Annotated in this window: 23 protein-coding genes and 2 pseudogenes; 2 read left to right on the top strand and 23 right to left on the bottom strand. The window is 71.7% G+C overall.

Annotated elements, in window-relative coordinates; all coding sequences use genetic code 11:
* Positions 1-2: 2 nt before the first annotated feature.
* The 8 genes and pseudogenes from ACFE7H_RS05165 to rpsB all read right to left on the bottom strand — a co-directional run.
* On the bottom strand, positions 3-737 hold the full coding sequence (locus ACFE7H_RS05165) for a lytic transglycosylase domain-containing protein (protein WP_375400146.1): 735 nt from the start codon (positions 735-737) through the stop codon (positions 3-5).
* A 69-nt stretch (positions 738-806) separates the two neighbouring features.
* Positions 807-1,355, bottom strand: a complete 549-nt coding sequence (locus ACFE7H_RS05160) for a DivIVA domain-containing protein (protein ID WP_375400145.1) — start codon at positions 1,353-1,355, stop codon at positions 807-809.
* A 30-nt stretch (positions 1,356-1,385) separates the two neighbouring features.
* The gene (locus ACFE7H_RS05155; protein WP_375400144.1) at positions 1,386-2,351 is read right to left on the bottom strand and encodes a phosphatidate cytidylyltransferase; all 966 of its coding nucleotides are present in this window, start codon (positions 2,349-2,351) and stop codon (positions 1,386-1,388) included.
* Between the two features lie 5 nt (positions 2,352-2,356).
* Entirely contained in the window at positions 2,357-2,911 is a 555-nt protein-coding gene (frr, locus tag ACFE7H_RS05150) for a ribosome recycling factor (protein WP_375400143.1), read from the bottom strand.
* Between the two features lie 123 nt (positions 2,912-3,034).
* The gene (locus tag ACFE7H_RS05145; RefSeq protein WP_375400142.1) at positions 3,035-3,592 is read right to left on the bottom strand and encodes a GNAT family N-acetyltransferase; all 558 of its coding nucleotides are present in this window, start codon (positions 3,590-3,592) and stop codon (positions 3,035-3,037) included.
* Entirely contained in the window at positions 3,589-4,335 is a 747-nt protein-coding gene (gene pyrH / locus ACFE7H_RS05140) for a UMP kinase (protein WP_375400141.1), read from the bottom strand. Before pyrH ends, ACFE7H_RS05145 begins: the two co-directional genes overlap by 4 nt.
* Before the next feature lie 145 nt (positions 4,336-4,480).
* Entirely contained in the window at positions 4,481-5,308 is an 828-nt protein-coding gene (tsf, locus tag ACFE7H_RS05135) for a translation elongation factor Ts (RefSeq protein ID WP_375400140.1), read from the bottom strand.
* 377 nt (positions 5,309-5,685) lie between these two features.
* Positions 5,686-6,636, bottom strand: a pseudogene (gene rpsB, locus ACFE7H_RS05130) (30S ribosomal protein S2); the annotation flags it as partial.
* 313 nt (positions 6,637-6,949) lie between these two features.
* Between rpsB and ACFE7H_RS05125 the strand changes: the two are divergent.
* Positions 6,950-7,474, top strand: a complete 525-nt coding sequence (locus ACFE7H_RS05125) for a murein hydrolase activator EnvC family protein (protein ID WP_375400139.1) — start codon at positions 6,950-6,952, stop codon at positions 7,472-7,474.
* 33 nt (positions 7,475-7,507) lie between these two features.
* Here the strand turns inward: ACFE7H_RS05125 and ACFE7H_RS05120 are convergent, their stop codons facing one another.
* From ACFE7H_RS05120 to ACFE7H_RS05070, 11 genes are all read right to left on the bottom strand, one after another.
* Positions 7,508-8,422 carry a tyrosine recombinase XerC gene (locus tag ACFE7H_RS05120; RefSeq protein WP_375400138.1) on the bottom strand — a complete coding sequence of 305 codons (915 nt, stop codon included), beginning with the start codon at positions 8,420-8,422 and terminating at the stop codon, positions 7,508-7,510.
* A 70-nt stretch (positions 8,423-8,492) separates the two neighbouring features.
* Positions 8,493-9,347, bottom strand: coding sequence for a metallophosphoesterase (locus ACFE7H_RS05115; RefSeq protein WP_375400137.1), 855 nt, complete (start codon positions 9,345-9,347; stop codon positions 8,493-8,495).
* 58 nt (positions 9,348-9,405) lie between these two features.
* On the bottom strand, positions 9,406-10,608 hold the full coding sequence (dprA, locus tag ACFE7H_RS05110; RefSeq protein WP_375400136.1) for a DNA-processing protein DprA: 1,203 nt from the start codon (positions 10,606-10,608) through the stop codon (positions 9,406-9,408).
* Positions 10,605-12,146, bottom strand: coding sequence for a YifB family Mg chelatase-like AAA ATPase (locus tag ACFE7H_RS05105; protein WP_375400135.1), 1,542 nt, complete (start codon positions 12,144-12,146; stop codon positions 10,605-10,607). Before ACFE7H_RS05105 ends, dprA begins: the two co-directional genes overlap by 4 nt.
* Positions 12,143-12,502, bottom strand: a complete 360-nt coding sequence (locus ACFE7H_RS05100; protein WP_375400134.1) for a YraN family protein — start codon at positions 12,500-12,502, stop codon at positions 12,143-12,145. The genes ACFE7H_RS05105 and ACFE7H_RS05100 overlap by 4 nt, the downstream gene beginning before the upstream one ends.
* Positions 12,503-12,669: 167 nt before the next feature.
* Positions 12,670-12,993: a DUF2469 domain-containing protein gene (locus ACFE7H_RS05095; protein WP_375400133.1), complete on the bottom strand. Its 324-nt coding sequence runs from the start codon at positions 12,991-12,993 to the stop codon at positions 12,670-12,672.
* Between the two features lie 10 nt (positions 12,994-13,003).
* Complete coding sequence (locus ACFE7H_RS05090; RefSeq protein ID WP_375400132.1) at positions 13,004-13,702, bottom strand: ribonuclease HII; 699 nt, start codon at positions 13,700-13,702, stop codon at positions 13,004-13,006.
* Positions 13,699-14,370: a signal peptidase I gene (gene lepB / locus ACFE7H_RS05085; RefSeq protein ID WP_375400131.1), complete on the bottom strand. Its 672-nt coding sequence runs from the start codon at positions 14,368-14,370 to the stop codon at positions 13,699-13,701. Before lepB (ACFE7H_RS05085) ends, ACFE7H_RS05090 begins: the two co-directional genes overlap by 4 nt.
* Positions 14,371-14,524: 154 nt before the next feature.
* Positions 14,525-15,286 (bottom strand): signal peptidase I, encoded by a 762-nt coding sequence (gene lepB, locus ACFE7H_RS05080; RefSeq protein ID WP_375400168.1) that lies wholly within the window; start codon positions 15,284-15,286, stop codon positions 14,525-14,527.
* Between the two features lie 223 nt (positions 15,287-15,509).
* Entirely contained in the window at positions 15,510-15,854 is a 345-nt protein-coding gene (gene rplS / locus ACFE7H_RS05075) for a 50S ribosomal protein L19 (protein ID WP_375400130.1), read from the bottom strand.
* Between the two features lie 201 nt (positions 15,855-16,055).
* A complete protein-coding gene (locus ACFE7H_RS05070) occupies positions 16,056-16,547 on the bottom strand; it encodes a hypothetical protein (RefSeq protein WP_375400129.1) in 492 nt (163 codons plus the stop codon).
* A gap of 239 nt (positions 16,548-16,786) precedes the next feature.
* Here ACFE7H_RS05070 and map point away from each other — a divergent pair, with 239 nt between their 5' ends.
* Positions 16,787-17,554, top strand: a complete 768-nt coding sequence (gene map / locus ACFE7H_RS05065) for a type I methionyl aminopeptidase (RefSeq protein WP_375400128.1) — start codon at positions 16,787-16,789, stop codon at positions 17,552-17,554.
* Between the two features lie 234 nt (positions 17,555-17,788).
* Here map and trmD read toward each other — a convergent pair whose 3' ends face one another.
* The 4 genes and pseudogenes from trmD to rpsP all read right to left on the bottom strand — a co-directional run bounded on the left by trmD (position 17,789) and on the right by rpsP (position 20,017).
* Positions 17,789-18,511 carry a tRNA (guanosine(37)-N1)-methyltransferase TrmD gene (trmD, locus tag ACFE7H_RS05060; protein WP_375400127.1) on the bottom strand — a complete coding sequence of 241 codons (723 nt, stop codon included), beginning with the start codon at positions 18,509-18,511 and terminating at the stop codon, positions 17,789-17,791.
* A 206-nt stretch (positions 18,512-18,717) separates the two neighbouring features.
* A pseudogene (gene rimM / locus ACFE7H_RS05055) lies at positions 18,718-19,302 on the bottom strand (ribosome maturation factor RimM); the annotation flags it as partial.
* Positions 19,303-19,304: 2 nt separating this feature from the next.
* Positions 19,305-19,541 (bottom strand): RNA-binding protein, encoded by a 237-nt coding sequence (locus tag ACFE7H_RS05050; RefSeq protein ID WP_375400126.1) that lies wholly within the window; start codon positions 19,539-19,541, stop codon positions 19,305-19,307.
* A 5-nt stretch (positions 19,542-19,546) separates the two neighbouring features.
* Positions 19,547-20,017: a 30S ribosomal protein S16 gene (rpsP, locus tag ACFE7H_RS05045; protein ID WP_375400125.1), complete on the bottom strand. Its 471-nt coding sequence runs from the start codon at positions 20,015-20,017 to the stop codon at positions 19,547-19,549.
* Positions 20,018-20,103: the final 86 nt, after the last annotated feature.

The following is a 20,103-nucleotide window of genomic DNA, read 5'->3' as shown; positions in this document are numbered from 1 at the left end:
CGTCAGTACCAGCCGACGGCGTTGGAGTGGGCCCACGCGCCGCACGGGCTGCCGTAGGAGCCGGCGATGTAGCCGAGCCCCCAGTCGATCTGCGCCTTGTAGTCGCTCTGCCAGCCGGCGCCCATCTTGCTGCCCGGCAGGGCCTGGGGTATGCCGTAGGCGCCACTGGGGTTGGCGGCGGTCACGCGCCAGCCCGACTCGCGGTTCCACAGGCTCACGAGGCACGAGAACTGGGAGGCGTTCCATCCGCGGTCCGCGACCCGGCCGGCGGCGTACGCCTGCGAGGTGCCGGCGGGGGCGACGGCACCGATGGTGGCCGCGGAGTCGTCGGACGCGGCTTTCCCCTTCGCGCCGGCTGCCTTGGGCGTGGGGGCGTCGATGACCTGCCACGTATCGTTCTTGTAGGCGACGCTGATCACGCCGTCACTCGTCTGGAAGTGCTGCACGGTGCGCGTGCTGGGCGCCGCGCCGGCGAGCCGGTAGTACGCCGACGCGGTCGCACCAGCGTAGGGATCGACCACCGTCACCATCGCGATCCCCATCGACGCGAGCATCGCGAAGGCGCCGAGCACCATGCGGCCCCGGGAGCGCGGGCGGCGGAACGTCGCGGGCGCGGCGGGCTGCGTGGGCCGGTACGGCACGGCGCGGCGGCCCGATCGAGGGTCGACGATCGCACCCCGTCGGCGCACGTCCTGCTGCACCGACCGCGGTTCAAGCGTGTCCGAATGTCTACCCACTGCGTCCCCACCCTAACCACGGCCCACCCCCGGGCCGAATCGAAGGGCCGCCGACGGCGGCCCGCACCGTCACCGGACGGCGAGCATCACCTCGACGACGCCGTCGATGACCAGGTCCACCTGGCCCTCGCGATAGCCGTGCCGCTCCGCCCGGAACGCGACCGAGCGCACCTCGTCGACTGTCAGGTCCGACCCCGCCTCGAAGTACTCGCGGGTGCGATCCGCGAACCGGTCCACGTCCTTGACCGAGTAGCCGACCCGCAGCAGCCCGGTGCGCCGGAAGCGGGCGCGAGGCGGCCGGCCCAGCCGGGCGATCAGCTCCTTGGCCAGCTCGCGGGTACCGGAGATCCAGGCCCGTTCGCCGGAGGACCGGACGGCGGCGGTGCGTTCGCGCTGCGCGAAGGCGTCCTCCAGCCGCTCCAGTGCGGCGTCCACCGCTGCAGTCTGGTACCCGCCCCGCTGCATCCCGAAGGCGGTGTGCCGGATCCGCTCCGACGTCACATCCCCGGCCGTGCGGCGACTGTCGTACGCGGCCTTCGCGGCGGCGAGGAACTGGTCCACCTCGTCCACGCGATACCCGAGGGCACCTCGTCGCACTCGGGGAAAGGTCGTCGCCACCGCAGCATTGTGGGGCAGATGCCCTGCGAACTAGGGCAGCAGCGCCGGGTGCGTCGAGAAGTAGAGCAGCAGCGCCGCGGTCGCCGACGGCAGGATCGAGTCCACCCGGTCCAGGAAGCCGCCGTGGCCGGGCAGCCACGACGAGATGTCCTTGATGCCGAGATCGCGCTTGATCAGGGACTCCGTCAGATCACCGAGGGTCGCGGTACCGGCGATCACCACGCCCAGTACCGCGCCGAGCCAGATGGGCTGGCCGAGCATCAGGGGCGCGACGAGCAGGCCGGCGATCACCGCGGCAAGCACCGAACCGGCGAAGCCCTCCCACGTCTTCTTGGGGCTGATCCGCGGCGCCATCGGATGCCGGCCGAAGGCCAGGCCGCTGATGTAGGCGAACAGGTCGGTCGACACGACGATCACGACGAAGGCCAGCGTCCACCACTGACCGTCCGGCTGCGCGGTGAGCACGACCGCGCAGGAGCCGAGCAGGGTGACGTACAGCTGCACGAACACCGTCGCGCCCAGATCGCGCCGCAGGTCCGCAGCGGCGGTCGGCCGGCGGATCGTGCCGAGCAGCCGCCACACGACGACGACCACGACCGCTCCGGCGATGGCGAGCGGCCAGCCCAGCCGGGGGAAGGCGTAGGCGACGGGCTGCACGAGCACCCCGGTGACGATCGAGCCGACGACCGGCACCGTGCGACCGGACTGCCGCAGGGCGCCGGCCAGCTCGCCGGTGGCGAAGCCGACCAGCACCACGGCGAAGATGATGAACAGCGCTTTGACGAGCAGCAGGGAGAGCAGGACCGCCGCTCCGAGCGCGAGGCCGACCCCGATGGCGAACAGCAGGTTGCGGCCGGTGCGCGCCGTCAGCCGGGCGTTCGCCTGGTCGAACTGCACCCGGGTGGCCCGCACCTGGTCGCGGATCTCGCCGCGGGTGTGGCGCAGCTGCTCCTGGAAATCGGCGCGGCGCTCTCTCGGGGTGCGCGGGCTCTGCACCCCGGTCAGACCTCCAGCAGTTCGGCTTCTTTGCGCTTCAGCGCCTCGTCGATCTGGTCGACGTACCGCTTCGTCAACCCGTCGAGTTCCTTCTCGCCCCGGGCCACGTCGTCGTCGCCCACCTCGCCCTTCAGGGCGTCCAGGTCGTCCTTGGCGTGCCGGCGGATGTTGCGGATGGCGACCTTGGCGTCCTCGCCCTTGCCGCGCACGATCTTGACGAACTCGCGCCGACGCTCCTCGGTCAGTTCCGGCAGGGTCACCCGGATGATGGTGCCGTCGTTGGAGGGGTTCGCGCCCAGGTTGGGTGCGGTCGCGACCGCCCGCTCGATCTCCTTCAGGGCCGACTTGTCATACGGCGTGATGATGAGCGTGCGCGCCTCGGGATTGTTCAGCCCAGCCAACTGCGCGAGCGGGGTGGGCGAGCCGTAGTAGTCGACCAGGATGCGCTGGAAGAGGGCGGGATTCGCCCGTCCGGTGCGCACCGTGGAGAACTCGTCACGCGCCGCCTCGAGCGCCCGGGTCATCCGGCCGGTGGCATCGGACAGTACATCGGCGATCACGTGGCGACCCTCTTCCTTAGGTTCCGCCCATCAGTCTACGGTTCGCCGCCGACGGTGCTCCGTGATGGTGACTCGGCGCCGCCGCTGACTCAGTGCTGGCGGTGGCTCGGTGCCGGCGGTGGCTCAGTGCTGCCGGTGGCGCACGTACACCGCCAGGTCGTGGTGGTCGCCGCGGACGGCGAGCGCGCGCGGCATGGTGCGCTCGTGGGTGAAGCCGAGTCGCTCCGCCACGGCGCGACTGCGGGCGTTGTGCGTCGCCGTGCGGATCTCGACCCGCTCCAGCCTGAGGTCGAGCAGGGCGTAGTCGGCCAACGCCGCCGCCGCACGCGAAACCGCACCTCGCCCCTCCCATCCTCCGTCGACCCAGTAGCCGATCTCGGCGCTGCCGAGCCGCCGCTCGATCCGCAGCCCCGCGGAGCCGATGAAGGTGCCGGCCGCCCGGATCGCGGTCGGCAGCCGGATGCCGTCCAGCCACCCAGCCAACTCGGCCTTCGTGTGCGCCTCCGCCGACGCCCGAGTCTGCTCTCCCGCCGCCCAGGGCTCGAAGAGCCGCAGCCGCGGCAGGTTCGCGATCGTCAGCGCGAGCATGGGGTCGACGGTGCTCGCGTCGCGCAGAACCAGGTCGAAGCCGTCGCCCAGGTCGTGCCGGAAGAAGCTCATCGGACGCTGCCGCGTCGTCACGCCGTGACGAGGGAACCGATCGCGTCCCCGTGGATGGCGGCACCGATCGCGTGGTCCCCGCCGATGCCGAACACGCGCATCGGGATGCCGTTGTCCATGCACAGGCTGAAGGCGGTCGCGTCGACGACCTTCAGGCCCTGCTGCAGCGCGTCGCCGTAGGTCAGGTGGTCGAGCTTCACGGCCGTGGGGTCGGAGCGCGGGTCGGCGTTGTAGACACCGTCCACGCCGTTCTTGGCGACGAGCACCTCGTCGCAGTGCGTCTCCAGGGCCCGCTGCGCGGCGACCGTGTCCGTGGAGAAGTACGGCATGCCGGCACCGGCGCCGAAGATCACGACGCGGCCCTTCTCCAGATGCCGGATCGCTCGCCTGGGAATGTACGGCTCGGCGACCTGGGTCATCGAGATCGCCGACTGCACCCGGGTCTCGGCACCCGCCTGCTCCAGGAAGTCCTGCAGCGCCAGGGCGTTCATCACCGTGCCGAGCATGCCCATGTAGTCCGCCCGGCCGCGGTCCATGCCGCGCTGGCTGAGCTCCGCCCCGCGGAAGAAGTTACCGCCGCCGACCACGACCGCGACCTGCACGGTGCGCGCCGCCTCCGCGACCTGCCGAGCGACGCCCTGCACGACATCGGGGTCGAGCCCGAGGGAACCGCCGCCGAACGCCTCCCCCGAGAGCTTCAACAGCACCCGCCGCGGGCGGCCCGCCTGATGCTGGACCGCGGGTGTGGCTTCGGCGAGCGTCACGGGCTCTCCTTCCGTCGCCAGCCAGGCTAGCGGGAGCCGCTCGGGCGCGTCCGCCCCCAGCTCGCGCGGTACCTGCGCCTTCGCGCGGTAGGTACACCTACCGCGCGGAGGCCGCAACTACCGCGCGACGTTGTGCGGGTGGCGCTTACGCGCCGACCTTGATGCGGGCGAAGCCGCTGACGGTGAGGCCCGCGTCCTTCAGGACCTTGCCGGTCGCAACCTTGCTGTCGCGCGCGTAGGGCTGGTCGACGAGGACGACGTCCTTGTAGAAGCCGGTGAGCTTCCCCTCCACGATCTTCGGCAGCGCCGCTTCGGGCTTCCCCTCGTTGCGGGTCGCGTCGGTCAGCACCTGGCGCTCGTGCTCCACCGTCTGGGCGGGCACCTCATCGCGGGTCGTGTACTTCGGGTCGTAGACCGCGATGTGCTGGGCGACGGAGCGGGCCGTGTCGGCGTCCGCGCCGGAGTAGCCGAGCACCACGCCGACCTGCGGGGGCAGGTCCTTGCTGGTCTTGTGCAGATAGATGGCGAAATCGTCGCCCTTCACCTGCACGACCGCACGCAGCTCGACCTTCTCGCCGAGCAGCGCGGCCTGCGCGTCGATGTGAGCCTGCACGGTCGTGTCGTTCAGGGGGGCGGCGTTGCCGGAGGCGACATCGGTCGCGCCGGCCGCGGCGACCGCATCGAGCACCTCCGAGGCGAGCGACACGAAGAGGTCGTTCTTTGCGACGTAGTCGGTCTCGCTGGCCAGTTCGATCAGGGTCGCGACGCCGTTGTCGGCGGTCGCGGTGACGAGGCCGGCGGTGGTCGAGCGTCCGGAGCGCTTCTCGACGCCCTTCAGGCCCTTGACCCGCAGGATCTCGATGGCCTTCTCGATGTCGCCGTCCGCCTCGACGAGGGCGTTCTTGCTGTCCAGCATCCCGGCTCCGAGCCGGTCGCGCAGGGTCTTCACGTCAGCGGCGCTGAATGTCGCCATGGCTGACTCCTTTCCTTACTTCTGCTCTTGTTTCCGCGTGTGTAATTCCACGTTGTAGTTCCACGCGCCCACAGGGGGATGCGCACCCCACCCGCTTCGGGAGGGTGCGCATCCGGGTCCTGCGGTGCGGCGCTTCGGCCGGACTACTCGGCTGCGGCGGGCTTCTTGACCGGTGCTCGCTTGGGGGCGGGCTTCTTCTGCGCCGGCGTCGCCGCCGCCTCCTCCGATGCCTCGACCTCGGCCTGCGTCTCGGGTGCGTGCTGCGGCACGAGCGACGGGTCGGCCTCGGCGGTCAGATCGGCGTCCGCCTGGGCATCCGCGTCGTTCTCCTCCACCGGCTCCGGAGCGGGCTCGGCCGCGGCCGTCTCGGCGGGCGCCTCGTCGACGGGTGCGGCATCGACCGGCGCGGCATCGGCCACAGACGACTCGACCTCGGCCTCGTTGTCGATCTCGTCGGCGACGGTGACCGTGCCGACCTCGGAGATCGAGTCCAGGGCCACGACCGGGGCGGTGGCGACGGCCTCGGCCGGGTCGTTCGTCGCAGGAGCGCTCGGTGCAGGAACGCTGTCGCCGGACTGCAGCAGCTCGCGCTCCCACTCCGCCAGCGGCTCGGCGGGCGCCTCGTCGGCGCTGCTGCCCTGGTGGCGCTGGATGAGCCCCTCCGCGGCGGCGTCGGCGATGATGCGCGTCAGCAGCGCGACCGAGCGGATGGCGTCGTCGTTGCCCGGGATCGGGTAGGCCAGCTCGTCCGGGTCGGCGTTCGTGTCCAGAATGCCGATGACCGGGATGCCGAGCTTCTTGGCCTCGTCGACCGCCAGGTGCTCGCGCTTGGAGTCGATCACCCAGATCGCGCTCGGCGTCTTGGACAGGTTGCGGATGCCGCCCAGGCTCTTCTCGAGCTTGTCGCGCTCGCGACGCTGGATCAGCAGCTCCTTCTTGGTGTACCCGCGGGTCGTGTCGTCGAAGTCGACCAGGTCGAGCTCCTTCAGACGGTTGAGCCGCTTGTGCACGGTCTGGAAGTTGGTGAGCAGGCCACCGAGCCACCGCTGGTTGACGTAGGGCTGCCCGACGCGCTTGGCCTGCTCGGCGATCGCCTCCTGCGCCTGCTTCTTGGTGCCGACGAACAGCACGGTGCCGCCGCGCGCGACGGTCTCCTTGACGAAGTCGTATGCCTTGTCGATGTAGCCGAGCGACTGCTGCAGGTCGATGATGTGGATCCCGCTGCGCTCGGTCAGGATGAAGCGCTTGACCTTCGGATTCCACCTGCGGGTCTGATGCCCGAAGTGCACGCCGCTGTCGAGCAGCTGGCGGATGGTGACGACGGCCATGGCCGCATCCTTCTCTCTGCGCACGACATCGGTGCGCTGTTCCGGTTGATCGCCGCGGAACGTCCGGGTCGGACGCGCAGCCCTGGTGCCGTGGCCCGCCTCCGCCCCGGGAGACCTGGGGACCGATGGATGCGGCGCACGTGAACGGCACGCGAAGTCACCCCGCCTGCGCGGGATGCGTCCAGCAGTCTACCGCCTGCACGGCGCCGGCAATGCGAGCCGGCGCTCCTCCACAGGACGGTACGGCGACCACGTTCCTTCGGTCGCGCCCCGCCGCCGCTCCGTGCGATCGCTGCCGACCAGGATCCCAGCCATGCGCAGGAGGCACGTGGCCGTGGTGCTCGCACTCGTCGTCCTGGACACGGCGTTCGGCTCGGGGGCTCCGTCCGCAGCAGCTGCTGCTCCTGCTGCGCCGGCCGGCGCCCGTGCGCCGATCTGGTCCTGGCCGGTCCCCGCACCGCACCCCGTGGTCCGCCCCTTCGTCGCTCCCGCGTCGCCGTACGCGGCGGGCCATCGCGGCATCGACGTGGGCGCGCCGGTGGGGACCGAGGTCACGGCGCCGCAGGACGGCCATGTGGTGTTCGCGGGGCGGATCGACGACCGGGGCGTGCTCGCCATCGAGCACGCCGGGGATGTGCGCTCCAGCTTCGAGCCGGTCACCCCGCAGGTGCACGTCGGCCAGGCGGTGTCGCGCGGGCAACCGGTCGCCGTCGTCGCGACCGGCGGCCTGCGAGCGGACGGCACCCTGTACATCGGCGCGCGCGTGCACGGTGCCTACGTCTCGCCGCTGCTGCTGCTCGGCGGGCTGCAGCGCGCCGTGCTGCTGCCGATGGAGTGACGCGTCGTCCGCCGCGAGAGCCGGACCCGGAGCTCAGCGGTCGAGGGCCCGGGGGTGCGCCAGGCGGTAGCTCTCGGCCAGCCGCTCGGTGGAGACGTGCGTGTAGATCTGCGTGGTGCCGAGGCTGGCGTGCCCGAGCATCGCCTGCACCGCACGAAGGTCGGCTCCTCCGTCCAGCAGATGCGTCGCCGCCGAATGTCGCAGCGTATGCGGCCCCGACGGCCCGGAGCCGGGAACCGCAGTCAGCAGCCGGGCCACCAGCCGGTAGACGCTGCGCGGGCCGAGCCGTCCCCCGCGGTCGCCGAGGAACAGCGCCTGCCCGGCGGGGTCGCCGAGCAGGGCCGGGCGACCCTCGTCCAGATAGCGGGAGAGGGCCGACGCCGCGGGCACCCCGAACGGCACGGTGCGCTGCTTGTCGCCCTTGCCCGTCACTCGCACGGTCAGCGCGGTCAGGTCCAGGTCGCCGACATCCGCCCCGCACGCCTCCGAGACCCGCAGCGCGCAGCCGTAGATCAGCTCCAGCACCGCCAGGTCGCGAAGCGCGGTGGGCTCGCCCTGCGTCGCCCGTGCCTGCAGGCCCTCGAACATCCCCTGCATCGCTGGCTGGGCGACCACGCGCGGCAGCCGGCCCGACGATTTCGGCGCACGCAGTCGCAGGCCGGGGTCGGTCGCGATGGCGCCCGTGCGGTGCAGCCAGTCCGTGAAGCTGCGGGCGGCGGCGGCCCGACGGGCGATGCTGGCCCGCGCGAGCCCACGCTGCGTCGCATCCCATAGCCAGTCGCGCAGCACCTCCAGATCCAGCTCGCGCACGTCGGTGACGTCCGTGGCGACGGCGAACCGCACGAGGTCGGCGAGGTCCGCCCCGTACGCAGCGACGGTGTTCGGCGACGCGCCGCGCTCGTCGATCAGAAAGCCTCGGTGTGCGGCGACCGCATCGGTCAACTCCACACGGATCTCCCCACGTCCCCGACGACTACGTCTCCAGCATCACGCCGAGCCCCGGTCGAGGCCGCGCGGCTCACCGGGGGGCGAGCACGCCCATCGCCGCGAAAGCCTGCTCGGGGGTCTCGGCCACCACCCGCACCGGGTCGCTCGGCACAGGCGTGTACCCGATCGCCCCGTCGGCGTACAACGACAGCAGACCGACCGCGCGCGGCCCGTCTGTGCCGGTGACACCGCTGCCGGGCGCTCCGATCCGGATCGAATATGCGGTCGCCGGAGCCACGAACACGGGGACACCGGCGAAGAGGGACGCGGTCGCGTAGTGCAGGTGGCCGCCGAGCACCGCCCGCACGCCGCGGCCCCGCAGCAGGTCGGCCAGCGGCGCCTGCCCGGTCAGGTGCAGGGCCTGCAACGCGGTCACCTGCACCGGTACCGGTGCGTGATGCATCGCCAGCACGGCGCCGTGCTCGGGCAGGTCGTGCAGCTGCGTGTCCAGCCACTGCAGTTGCTCGGCATCGAGGCCGCCTTCCACCCGCTGCGGGATGGAGGTGTCGAGCACGATGAGCCGAAGCCCGCCCAGGTCGACCACGGAGTCGAGCGGAGCGTCGGACGGCTCGGTCCCGAGCAGGTGCTGCCGCATCGGGCCGCGCAGGTCGTGGTTGCCGGCGGCCCACGCCATCGGCCAACCGGTGCGCTCCAGCACCACCGCTGCCGAGGCCCGCGCCTGCTCATAGGCGTGCTCGTCGCCCGCGTCCGCGACGTCGCCGGTGTGCACCAGGGCGTCGAGCGGAATCCCGGTGGCCTCGAGCGCCGCCAGCGCCGCCCCGAACGTGTCTGCGGGACGCACGGCGCCGTGCAACTCGCCCGAGGCGGTGAAGTGGCTGTCGGTGACGTGGCCGATCACATGGGTGGGCGCACTCTCCACAGGCATGCGGCCACGCTAATGCGACCCGCAGGGCTGGGCTCTGCACCGGGCCGGCCCGCCGCCGCTACCGGCGGCGGGCTCGGATCCAGCCGGTGGGGACCTTGTCCGCGGCGCCGGTGAGCACGAGCGCGCCGACCGCGCCCGCCACCTCCCGCTCGCTGAGGGCGGCCCGCTGCGCGAGTTCCAGGGTGGAGCGCGGGGCGGAGCCGAGCACCTCGAGCACTCGCTGCTCGAGTGGATCCACATCGTCCAGGCCGTCGAGCACGGGTTGCTCCTGCACGCCATCGATCAGTTCGGCCATCTCGGCGGCGTCGCACACGCAGATCGCGCCGTATTCGCGCAGCAGCCGATGGCAGCCCACCGATGCTGCCGAGTGAACGGACCCGGGCACGGCGCCGACCGCGCGCCCGAGCGCCGCCGCGTGGCCGGCTGTGTTCAGCGAGCCCGAGCGGTGACCGGCCTCGACGACCACGGTGGCCCTGCTCATCGCCGCGATCAGCCGATTGCGCTGCAGGAAGCGGGATTTGTGCGGCGTCGTACCGCACGGGGACTCCGCGATGACGGCGCCGGTGTCGGCGATCCGGCGGATGAGGTCGGCGTGACCGCTCGGGTAGAACCGGTCCACGCCGCCGGCGAGCACCGCGACCGTGGTCCCGTCGCTCGCGAGCGTCGCGCGGTGCGCCGCACCGTCGATGCCGTAGGCGGCTCCGGACACCACGGTGAAGCCGCGGTCGGACAGGCCGGCCGCCGCCTCCATCGCCACGCTCTCGCCGTAGTTGGTCGCTGCCCGCGCGCCGACGAGGGCGATCGCCCGGCTCACCTCCGGCAGCCGGCGCCCGGGAGCGATCACCCACAGCGCCAGCGGTGCGTGCGGTCCCAGATCGGCGAAGCCGGCCGGCCAGTCCGCGTCGCCCGGCAGAACGAGGACGGCGCCGAGCTGAGCCGCGTTCCGCATCGCGCGGAACACCGCCGCCGAGTCGAGGCGCGGCCGCCAACGCGCGGCCAGCGACTCCAGGGCGGCGGCCGTGGCGGGCAGCTCGGACAACCGGCCGCCCCGAACCAGACGGTGGAGCGCGCTGTTCGGGCCCAGGGTATTCACGAGTGCGCCGGCCGCGCCGTCGCCGGCTTCGGCGATGCAGCTCCACGCAGCCCGAGCGAACGCGTCGTTCGCCGCGGCCGGATCGTCCGATCGACCGGGCCGCACGGCGGCGACCGCCCGACGCACCTCGGTCGCGTCCACGCCGTCCACCGCATTCAGCAAGGTCATGCCGACTCCTCCCGCAGTGCCAGCGCGCGGCCGATGTGGGCGCGCGCCGGACGGTCGACGCCGTCGAGGTCCGCCAGGGTCCACGCCAGCCGCAGTACGCGGTCGTACCCGCGCATCGTCAGGCGACCGATCTCGAGTGCACGATCGAGCGGTGCTCGCGCCTGCGGGTCGAGCCGCCGCCCCGGCGCCCGCAGCCACGCCCCGGGCACTTCGACACTGCGCCGCCACGGCGTGCCCGCGAGACGCTCGTCCGCGCGCGCCCGTGCCGCCAGTACCCGCTGACGCGCCTGCGCCGTGGAGACCGTCGCCCGCTCTTCGGCGGTGCGCAGCTGCACGGCGGTGACGCGATCGAGCCGCAGTTGGATATCGATGCGGTCCATCAGCGGACCGGACAGACGCCGCAGGTACCGGCGGCGCTTCTCGGGCGGGCAGGTGCAGGTGCCCTCCCTCGTTCCCCAGCGCCCGCAGGGGCACGGGTTCGCCGCGAGCACCAGCTGGAAGCGACCCGGGAACTCGGCCGTCGCGCTGGCCCGCTCGATCGTGATGCGCCCCGACTCGAGCGGCTGTCGAAGGGCGTCGAGCACCGGGACGGCGAACTCCGGCGCCTCGTCGAGGAACAGCACGCCTCCGGAGGCGCGCACCGCCTCGCCGGGCCGCAGCACGCCGCTGCCGCCGCCGATGATCGCGGCCTGCGTGGCGCCGTGGTGCGGCGCCGCCCACGGCGGCCGGCGATCGAGCGCCGACACCTCAGGATCGCCGAGCAGCGACCGGACACATCCGGCGTCGAGGGCTGCGTCGTCGTCCAGGTCGGGCAGCAGGCCCGGCAGTCGCGTGGCGAGCATGGTCTTGCCGGCACCCGGCGGCCCGACCATCAGCATGTGATGGCCACCGGCGGCGGCGACGATCAGCGCCTCCACGGCCTCGTCCGCTCCGACGACGTCGGCCAGATCGGGGATGGTGTACTCCGTTCGGCGGACGGCCGGACCGGCCACCGGTTCCACCGGAACGGGCTGCAGGTCGGCGCCGTGGAAGATCGCCAGCTCGCGCAAGCTGGGCACACCGACGACACGGATGCCGGACACGAGCTCGGCCTCCGCGCGATTCGCAGTGGGTACGACGACCGTCGACCGCCCGTCCCGCCGCGCTGCGAGCACCGCCGGCAGCACACCGGGCACAGGACGCAGGCGCCCGTCCAGGGCCAGCTCGCCGATGTGCACCGTGTCGCCGATCGCCGCGGGATGGACCACACCCTCGGTGGCGAGGATGGCCGCCGCGATGCCCAGGTCGAAGGCCGACCCGTGCTTCGGCAGCGCGGCGGGCGACAGATTGACCGTGAGGTGCCGGCGCGGCATCTCGAACCCGGAATGCTCGACCGCGCTGCGCACCCGCACCTGCGCCTCGCGCAGCGCCGCGTCCGGCAGGCCGACCAGCCGGAACCCCGGCTTCTGGTTCGTGAGGGCAGCCTCGATCTCGACGAGCCGGCCGTGCAGGCCCAGCAGAGCGACCGCGGTCGACCGACCTGTCGGCTCCGCGGTCATGCCGCGCTCCGCAGATGGTCGATGCGCGGAGCTGCTCGCGACGGAGCGAGCACGCCGATGAGATCGACCCGAGTCCCCCGTACTCGCACCTGCGGGTGTGCTCGACGCCATGCGCCGGCGAGCACGCACAGGCGGGTCAGCTTGGCGTCCGTGACTCCTTCCAGCGGGTCGCCGAAGGCGATGCTGCGGCGGGTCTTGACCTCGACCACCACCAGCTCGGTGCCGTCGAGCGCGACGATGTCGATCTCACCGTGCCGGCACCGCCAGTTGCGTTCGATGATCCGCCACCCGAGTCCCCGCAGATGATCGGCCGCCACCTGCTCGCCACGCCGCCCCAGCTCGTCCTTGTCTGCCATGCGTCAGAGAGTGGCGGTCAGGGCACCCACTCGGGTGAGCCGACGGAGCGATCAGGCGAAGACAGGCAGCGACGCTCCCTGTGAGGGAGCGGGTGCGGATCGGTGGACCGGGGACCTCGGTACCTCGTCGAGCGCCAAGCAGGGCTTACCTGGTCGCTGTCGCTCGACTACTCGTCGAGTGCCAGCTCCTGCGGCAGCTCCAGCTCCTTGGCCGAGAGCTCCTCGACGTTGACGTCCTTGAAGGTGAGCACGCGGACGCTCTTGACGAAGCGGTCGGCGCGGTAGACGTCCCACACCCACACGTCGTGCATCTGCAACTCGAAGTAGAAGTCGTGCTCGGTGTCCTGACGGGTCAGGGTGACGTCGTTGGCGAGGTAGAACCGGCGCTCCGTCTCGACGACGTACTTGAACTGGCCCACGACGTCGCGGTACTCCCGGTAGAGGGCCAGTTCGACCTCGCGGTCGTAGTCCTCGATCTCGTCGTCGTCCATCGCGCTCAGTCTACGGTCGCGGGGCGCCGGGGAGCGGCCCTTGCCCCCGCTCGGATTCTGCGTGCAACCAGGTTCGGCGGTGCCAGTCGCACGGCCCGTGCCGATCGATGGCGGCGTAGTGCGCCCGGGAGGCGTACCCCTTGTTCCTGCTCCAGCCGTACACCGGATGCGCGTCGTGGCGGTCGATCATCAGCCGGTCGCGATGCACCTTGGCGATGACGGAGGCCGCTGCGACGCTGGCGCAGTCGCGGTCCGCCTTGATGCGGGTGACCACGGTCGGCAGCACGGTCACTCCGGTGGCCAGCAGGCCCGGGGTCAGCCAGTCCCAGTTGCCGTCCAGCAGCACCACCGCACCCGCGAAGCCGACCCCCAGCGCGGCGAGCTGCGCCATCGCCCGGGCGCCGGCCAGGCCGAGCGCCACCGAGAGTCCGCGCGCGTCGATCTCGTCGTTGCCGGCCAGGCCGACCGCCGACGCCGCCGCCCAGGCCCGGACGCGCGGCTCGAGCGCGACCCGCTGGGGCTCGGGAACGACTTTGGAGTCGCGCAAGCCGTTGGGGATTCGGCGCCGAGTGGAGTCGAGCACGGCGACCCCGACGCCGACGGGACCGGCGATCGCTCCGCGGCCGACCTCGTCGCAGCCGAGCACGAGGGTCGCCCCACGCTCGGCGAGAGCACGCTCGACGGCGAGCCCCGGCGGGCGGTGGTTCATCGCGCGGCCGGAACGCCGCCGAAGGTGTCCGGCTGATCCGAGAGCACGCTCCATCGTGTCACCGGCCACGAGATGACGAAGGCGCGACCCACCACGTCGCTCACGGGGACCTGGCCGTGCGAAGCCGTCGTCAGATGCGCCCGCGAGTCGCTGGACCGGTACCGGTTGTCGCCCATCACCCACAGATGTCCCTTGTGCACCGTCACATCGAACGGCTGACCACTGACAGCGGTCGTCGCGGGACTCAGCTGCACGTACGGCTGCTCGTCGAGCGGCGTGCCGTTGACACTCATCTGACCGAGCGCATTGCAGCATTCCACGTGGTCCCCCGGCAGTCCGATCACCCGCTTGATCAGGTGGTCGTCCTGATCGCGCGTCGATAGTCCGACGACCGAGAGCACCCACTCGCCGACGGCGCCGACCGGACTGAGGGGTGCAGGGGGTGGATTGTTCAGCCACTCGCCCGGGTCCTTGAACACGATCACGTCGCCGCGCCGCAGCGGGATCAGGCGCGGGACCAGTTCGTCGACCAGCACCCGGTCGTTCACCTGCAGCGTGGCCTCCATCGACCCGGAGGGGATGTAGAAGGAGCGCACCAGGAAGGTCTTGATCAGGAACGACGCGAGCACCGCGACGAGCACGATCACGATCAGGTCACGCAGGAACACGGTGGTCGACCGGCTCCCGGCGCCGCTCGTGGACCGGCGCCCCCGGCGAGCTCGTCCGGGAGGCGACGGCGAAGAGGAAGTAGGCGAAGGAGAGGGCGGGGGCGGCGGCGGCGGCGCGACGGTCACTGTGGTCGCCTCGAGCGGCGGATGCTCGTCACCGCCCCGCCGCGGGCACGGCGCCGAAGGTGCCCGGGTAGTTGCCGAGCACCTTCCAGTGCGTCGCGGGCCAGGACACGACGAAGGCACGTCCGACCAGGTCGGTGAGCGGCACGAATCCGCGGGAGGGCTTGTCCTGGTTGTACCGCGAATCGCTGGAGTGGTCGCGGTTGTCGCCCATCACCCACAGGTCGCCCGCCGGCACGACGACGTCGAACGGCATCGCCTGCGGCATGGTCTCGCCCGGATCGAGCCGGACGTACGGCTCGGTCAGAGCGTGCCCGTTCACCGTGATCCCATGGGCGGCCGTGCAGCAGACGACGTGGTCACCCGGCATCCCGATGACCCGCTTGACCAGGTGATCGTTCGAATCCGCACTGGACAGGCCGACGAGCGACAGGAGCCATTCGGCCGCCGCGACGGGCGGTGACTGCGGCGCGGGCTGCGGGTCGGGTGCGAGCCAGCCGCCGGGATCCTGGAAGACGACGACGTCACCCCGCTGCACCGGGAAGAGCGTGGGTACCAGCTCGTTGACGAGGATCCGGTCGTGGCCGGCATCGTCGCCCTCGAGCGTGTTCTCCATCGAGGCCGACGGGATGTAGAACGAGCGAACCAGGAAGGTCTTGATCAGGAATGACGCGAGGATGGCGATCAGCACGATGACGATCAGATCCCGCAAGAAGGTGCCGGTCGATTTGGGGCGGGGCCTGGCGGAGCGTCGTCCGCGCGACTGCTGTCCACCTGTGCGGCGTCGGCGCACCTGAGTGTCGCGCGGCCGGCCACCGGTCTCACGGGCGGGGACGGTCCCTTGCGTCACGCTCGGCCATCCCCTTGTTCCACACCGCCTGCTGCACACCGACTGCGGCGGCGTGCCCGGGTCAGTGTATGTCGACCGCTCGACGGCCCCCACTCGCCGGCACGCCGGAGTCGGACGGTCTGTGCTCAGGCACCATGAAGCCGGCGCCCGCGGCGCGGGCCGAAGCTCAGCGCTTCTCTTTGATCTTGGCTTTCTTGCCGCGGAGCTTGCGAAGGTAGTAGAGCTTGGCGCGGCGCACGTCGCCGCGCGTCACGATCTCGATGTGGTCGATCACGGGCGAATGCACGGGAAAGGTGCGCTCCACCCCGACCTGGAAGCTGACCTTGCGCACGCAGAAGGTCTCGCGGACGCCCGCGCCGGAGCGGCCGATGACGACACCCTGGAACACCTGGATGCGGCTGCGGGTGCCCTCGACGATGTTCACGTGCACCTTGACGGTGTCGCCGGGGCGGAAGTCGGGGATGTCCGACCGCAGGGATGCGGCATCGAAGGACTCGAGCAGCTGGCTCATGACGATTTCCTTTCGCTGAGGCCGCCGCCGGACGACCTCGAGTGGTGCGGACGCACACCGATCATGGTGTGCAGCGCCGGATGAGCGTGCCGCGTGAGCGATGACCATCCCCTGGCGGCAGGAGGCGCCGCGGCACGATCGACCATTCTGTCACACCGTCGCTCCCGCAATCGAGCGAGGGGAGTGGCGGCCGCGCCGCTGTCAGCGCTGCGGCGGCAGGACCACGTACTCGCCGCGGTCCACCGGCGCCTGGCGCCGCGTGATGCCGAGTGAGGAGAGGGTCGAGCGCACCCGTGCGCGAAGCTCGCGCAGCAACTCGACGATGCCGAGCCAGCCGCCGGCCACGACCGAGACGACCGCGAGGCCGAGGAACGCCGAGATCGCCGTGCCGAAGAATCCGGCACCGATGAGCGCGGCGGCGAACACGGCGAGGACGACGGCGTCGAGGCCGCTCACCGCACGATCGCGGCGCACCGAGGAGCGCAGCGAGAAGAGCACCGCGAGGGCTGTCTGGCCGAGCACCGCGATCATCACAACGAGGAAGGGGGTGAGATTCACCGAGCCCGGCGCGGAACCCGGACCCCAGATCGACCAGCCGACGATGACCCAGACAGGCAAGACCACGACGGCGACGAACTGTTCGACGAAGAAGGCGCGACGCACCGCCATCAAGGGGCTGCGGACGGTGGCCATGCGGCGATGCTAGGCCCGTCCGCCGGGGAGAGGCGCGGGTGTTCGCCCACAGGCGAAGCGGGATCGGGACCACGCGCTGGTATCCCGAGATGACGGTTGGAATCGGGCAGCTTCCGTCCGACGAGTACAGTCGGTCAGCGCTGCGGAGGCCGTTCACCCGGCCGGACGAGTGCCGCACGAGCGGGTGAGTCGACTGAACGGGTCGAACGCGTGCGGGTCGAATGCGTGAGGAGCGTTCCATGATCGAGCTCCGGACCCCCGGCGAGATCGCCGCCATGCGTCCCGCGGGGCGTTTCGTCGCCGACGTGCTCACCCGGCTGACGGACGAGGTGCAGGTTGGTGTCAACCTGCTGGAATTGGACGCGATCGCGCACCGCATGATCCGCGACCACGGCGCCGAGAGCTGCTACATCGACTACCACCCGTCCTTCGGGGCCAGCCCGTTCGGCAAGGTGCTCTGCACCTCGGTCAACGACGCGGTGCTGCACGGTCTGCCGCACGACTACGCCCTGCAGGACGGCGACGTGGTCAGCCTGGACTTCGCGGCGAGCGTCGACGGCTGGGTCGCCGACTCCGCCGTGACCGTGGTCGCCGGTACGGCGCGCCCGGCCGACTCCGCGTTGATCGACACCACGCGGCGTGCGCTCGCCGCCGGCATCGAGCAGGCGCGCAACGGGCACAAGCTCGGCGACGTGTCGGCGGCGATCGGCGACGTCTGCCACGCGGCCGGCTACTCCGTGAACCTGGAGTTCGGCGGCCACGGCGTCGGCCGCACCATGCACGGCGACCCGCATGTGCCGAACGACGGCCGGCCGTCGCGCGGCCTGCGCCTGCGGCCGGGGCTCGTCATCGCGATCGAGCCGTGGCTGCTGCAGACGACCGATCGCATCGTGACGGATCCGGACGGCTGGACGCTGCGCAGCCGCGACGGTTCCCGCGGCGCCCACAGCGAGCACACCGTGGCGGTCACCGACGGCGACCCGCTGGTGCTGACCGCCCGAGCCTGACCCGCTCTCGGGCTCCCGCCCGAACCCGAGGTCCCGCCCGAGCCCGTCTCGACAGCAGGACACGGTCCCGTCAGCAGGTCCTCTGTCGACCACGAACCTGCCCAAGCGACATTGTCCTGCTATCGCGCTCACTGCGCACTCGATCGCCGGCCTCAGGAACAGGAGCGAAGGCGGCGTGGCCGCCGCAGCGGGCTACCCACGGCTCGCGCCGCAGCAGCGGCGGCGCGACACCACTCAGTCCGTCAGCAGGTCGGGGCGGACTCGGCGGGTGCGCTCCAGGCTGCGCTCCCGTCGCCAGGCCGCGACGGCCGCGTGGTCGCCGGAGCGCAGCACCGCCGGCACCTCCAGCTCGCGCCATACCGCCGGCTTCGTGTAGGCCGGGTATTCCAGCAGACCGTCCTCATGGCTCTCCTCCGTGAGGCTCACCGGATTGCCGATGACCCCGGGGATCAGCCGCGCGGCCGCCTCGACCATCGCCAGCACCGCGACTTCGCCGCCGTTCAGCACGAAGTCGCCGATGCTCACCTCCAGCACGCGGGCCCTCGTCGCTGCGTACTCCGTGACGCGCTGGTCGATGCCCTCGTACCGCCCGCAGCAGAAGACCAGCCAGGGCTCCAGCGCGAACGATCTGGCGAGCGCCTGGTCGAACCGCCGGCCCGCCGGGGTGGGGATCACGATGAGCGGCGGATCGGTACGCTCAGCGTCGCCGGCCGCGTCGTCCTCGCTGCCGCCGTCGAGCACCGCGTCGAGCGCCTCGCCCCACGGCTCGGGTCGCATGACCATGCCGGCCCCGCCGCCGTAGGGGGTGTCGTCGATGGTGCGATGCCGGTCGTGCGTGAAGTCGCGCAGGTCGTGCACCCGCAGGTCGATCAAACCGGCCTCGCGCGCACGGCCGATCAGCGAGAGTTCGAGCGCCGCGAAGATGTCCGGGAAGATCGTGACGGCGTCGATCCGCACGATCAGTGCTCCGGAGCGGACGCCTCGCCGGGCCGGACGTCGATGCCCGCCGCTTCGGCCGCTCGCGTCTCGACTGCCAGGTCGGCGTCGACATCGGCCTCGATGTCGGCCTGCTGCTGCGGCTCGGGGACTCCTTCTCCACCCGTCGAGCCCTGCCCGCCCGAGCCGCCCGGCACACCCCCGTCGATCCCGGCGGCCGCATCGCGTTCGGCGTCGGACGGCAGCGCCTGCACGACCTGATCCTCCTCGAACAGTCCCTGCGGCGGCGAAACGACCACCCTGCGCCGCGCGATGTCGACCTCGGGCACGATCGCGCGGACGAACGGCACGAGCACCTCGCGCTCGCCGACCGCGACGACCAGCAGATCCTGCGCAGGCATGTGCTCCAGCCGGTCGATCACGCCGACGGTCTCGCCGTCGCGCACCACGTCGAGGCCGATCAGCTGATGGTCCCACCACGCGTCGTCGCCGGCTTCCTCGGCCGGGTCCTGGTCGACCCAGAGGATGGCCTTGACCAGGCTCTCGGCGGCGGTGCGGTCGTCAACTCCGACGAAGAACCCGACAGGATGACCGTTGTACCAGCGCAGCTCGGCGAGCTGCAGGCGCTTGCCGTGCCACGGCGACTCGTCCGGTACCTGCAGAGCGAACGAGGCCTGCGGAGTGAAGCGGCGGTCGGGGTCGTCGGTGTAGAGCTCGACCTTGAGGCCGCCCTTCAGGCCGTGGGCCTTGACGAGGCGCCCGACCCTCAGCTGCGTCTGTGCGGAGATGGCTCGGGCTCTGGGCCTGGCCACCGTCAGCGATCCACGTCGACGACGTCGACGCGCACCGGGGCACCGTCCGCGAGCGCGCCGATGACCGTGCGCAGGGCCTTCGCCGTGCGCCCGGCGCGCCCGATCACGCGGCCGAGGTCGTCGGGGGCGACGCGCACCTCGAGCACCTCGCCGCGGGTGGTCGAGCGGGACGACACCTGCACGGCGTCGGGCGCGTCGACGATCCCCTTGACGAGGTGTTCGAGAGCGGTCGCGAGCATGACGATCAGACGTTCTGGGCTTGAGCCGCGGTCTCGGTGGTGGTGGATGCTCCGGAGTCGGCCTCATCCGCGCGCACGGCATCGGCGGAGGCGTCCTTCGCGGCCGCGCGCTGGGCGTCCTTGATCTCACTCTTCGGACGCAGCACCGGGTTCTTCTTGGTCTCCGCGGTGAAGACGGCCTTCGGTTCTTTCACCTGCACCGTGCTGACGGCGTTCGCTTCGCCCTTGAAGCGACCCCAGTCTCCGGTGAGCTTGAGCAGCGCGGCGACCTGCTCGGTCGGCTGCGCGCCGACACCCAGCCAGTACTGCGCGCGGGCCGAATCGACCTCGATGAACGAGGGGTTCTCGGTGGGGTGGTACTTGCCGATCTGCTCGATGACCCGACCGTCGCGCTTGGTGCGTGAGTCGGCGACGACGATGCGGTAGTACGGGGCTCGGATCTTGCCGAGCCGCTTGAGACGGATCTTGACGGCCATTGGTGCTCCTGGTTCTGGACCTCGGATGAAATTGAATCGGCGGTCCGCGGTGTGGGGCACGCGGCATGTTCGGATTCGAGACGATC

It is taken from the genome of uncultured Amnibacterium sp. (genome assembly GCF_964250715.1).
Taxonomy (GTDB): Bacteria; Actinomycetota; Actinomycetes; order Actinomycetales; family Microbacteriaceae; genus Amnibacterium.
This window is presented reverse-complemented; position numbering and strand designations above follow the sequence as displayed.

What these genes read in the sequence shown, in the direction of transcription:
- tsf (WP_375400140.1), bottom strand. Translation starts at nt 5,308, where the DNA reads ATGGCGACATTCAGCGCCGCTGACGTGAAGACCCTGCGCGACCGGCTC.
- ACFE7H_RS05125 (WP_375400139.1), top strand. Translation starts at nt 6,950, where the DNA reads ATGCGCAGGAGGCACGTGGCCGTGGTGCTCGCACTCGTCGTCCTGGAC.
- ACFE7H_RS05115 (WP_375400137.1), bottom strand. Translation starts at nt 9,347, where the DNA reads ATGCCTGTGGAGAGTGCGCCCACCCATGTGATCGGCCACGTCACCGAC.
- dprA (WP_375400136.1), bottom strand. Translation starts at nt 10,608, where the DNA reads ATGACCTTGCTGAATGCGGTGGACGGCGTGGACGCGACCGAGGTGCGT.
- ACFE7H_RS05105 (WP_375400135.1), bottom strand. Translation starts at nt 12,146, where the DNA reads ATGACCGCGGAGCCGACAGGTCGGTCGACCGCGGTCGCTCTGCTGGGC.
- ACFE7H_RS05100 (WP_375400134.1), bottom strand. Translation starts at nt 12,502, where the DNA reads ATGGCAGACAAGGACGAGCTGGGGCGGCGTGGCGAGCAGGTGGCGGCC.
- ACFE7H_RS05095 (WP_375400133.1), bottom strand. Translation starts at nt 12,993, where the DNA reads ATGGACGACGACGAGATCGAGGACTACGACCGCGAGGTCGAACTGGCC.
- ACFE7H_RS05090 (WP_375400132.1), bottom strand. Translation starts at nt 13,702, where the DNA reads ATGAACCACCGCCCGCCGGGGCTCGCCGTCGAGCGTGCTCTCGCCGAG.
- rplS (WP_375400130.1), bottom strand. Translation starts at nt 15,854, where the DNA reads ATGAGCCAGCTGCTCGAGTCCTTCGATGCCGCATCCCTGCGGTCGGAC.
- ACFE7H_RS05070 (WP_375400129.1), bottom strand. Translation starts at nt 16,547, where the DNA reads ATGGCCACCGTCCGCAGCCCCTTGATGGCGGTGCGTCGCGCCTTCTTC.
- map (WP_375400128.1), top strand. Translation starts at nt 16,787, where the DNA reads ATGATCGAGCTCCGGACCCCCGGCGAGATCGCCGCCATGCGTCCCGCG.
- ACFE7H_RS05050 (WP_375400126.1), bottom strand. Translation starts at nt 19,541, where the DNA reads ATGCTCGCGACCGCTCTCGAACACCTCGTCAAGGGGATCGTCGACGCG.
- rpsP (WP_375400125.1), bottom strand. Translation starts at nt 20,017, where the DNA reads ATGGCCGTCAAGATCCGTCTCAAGCGGCTCGGCAAGATCCGAGCCCCG.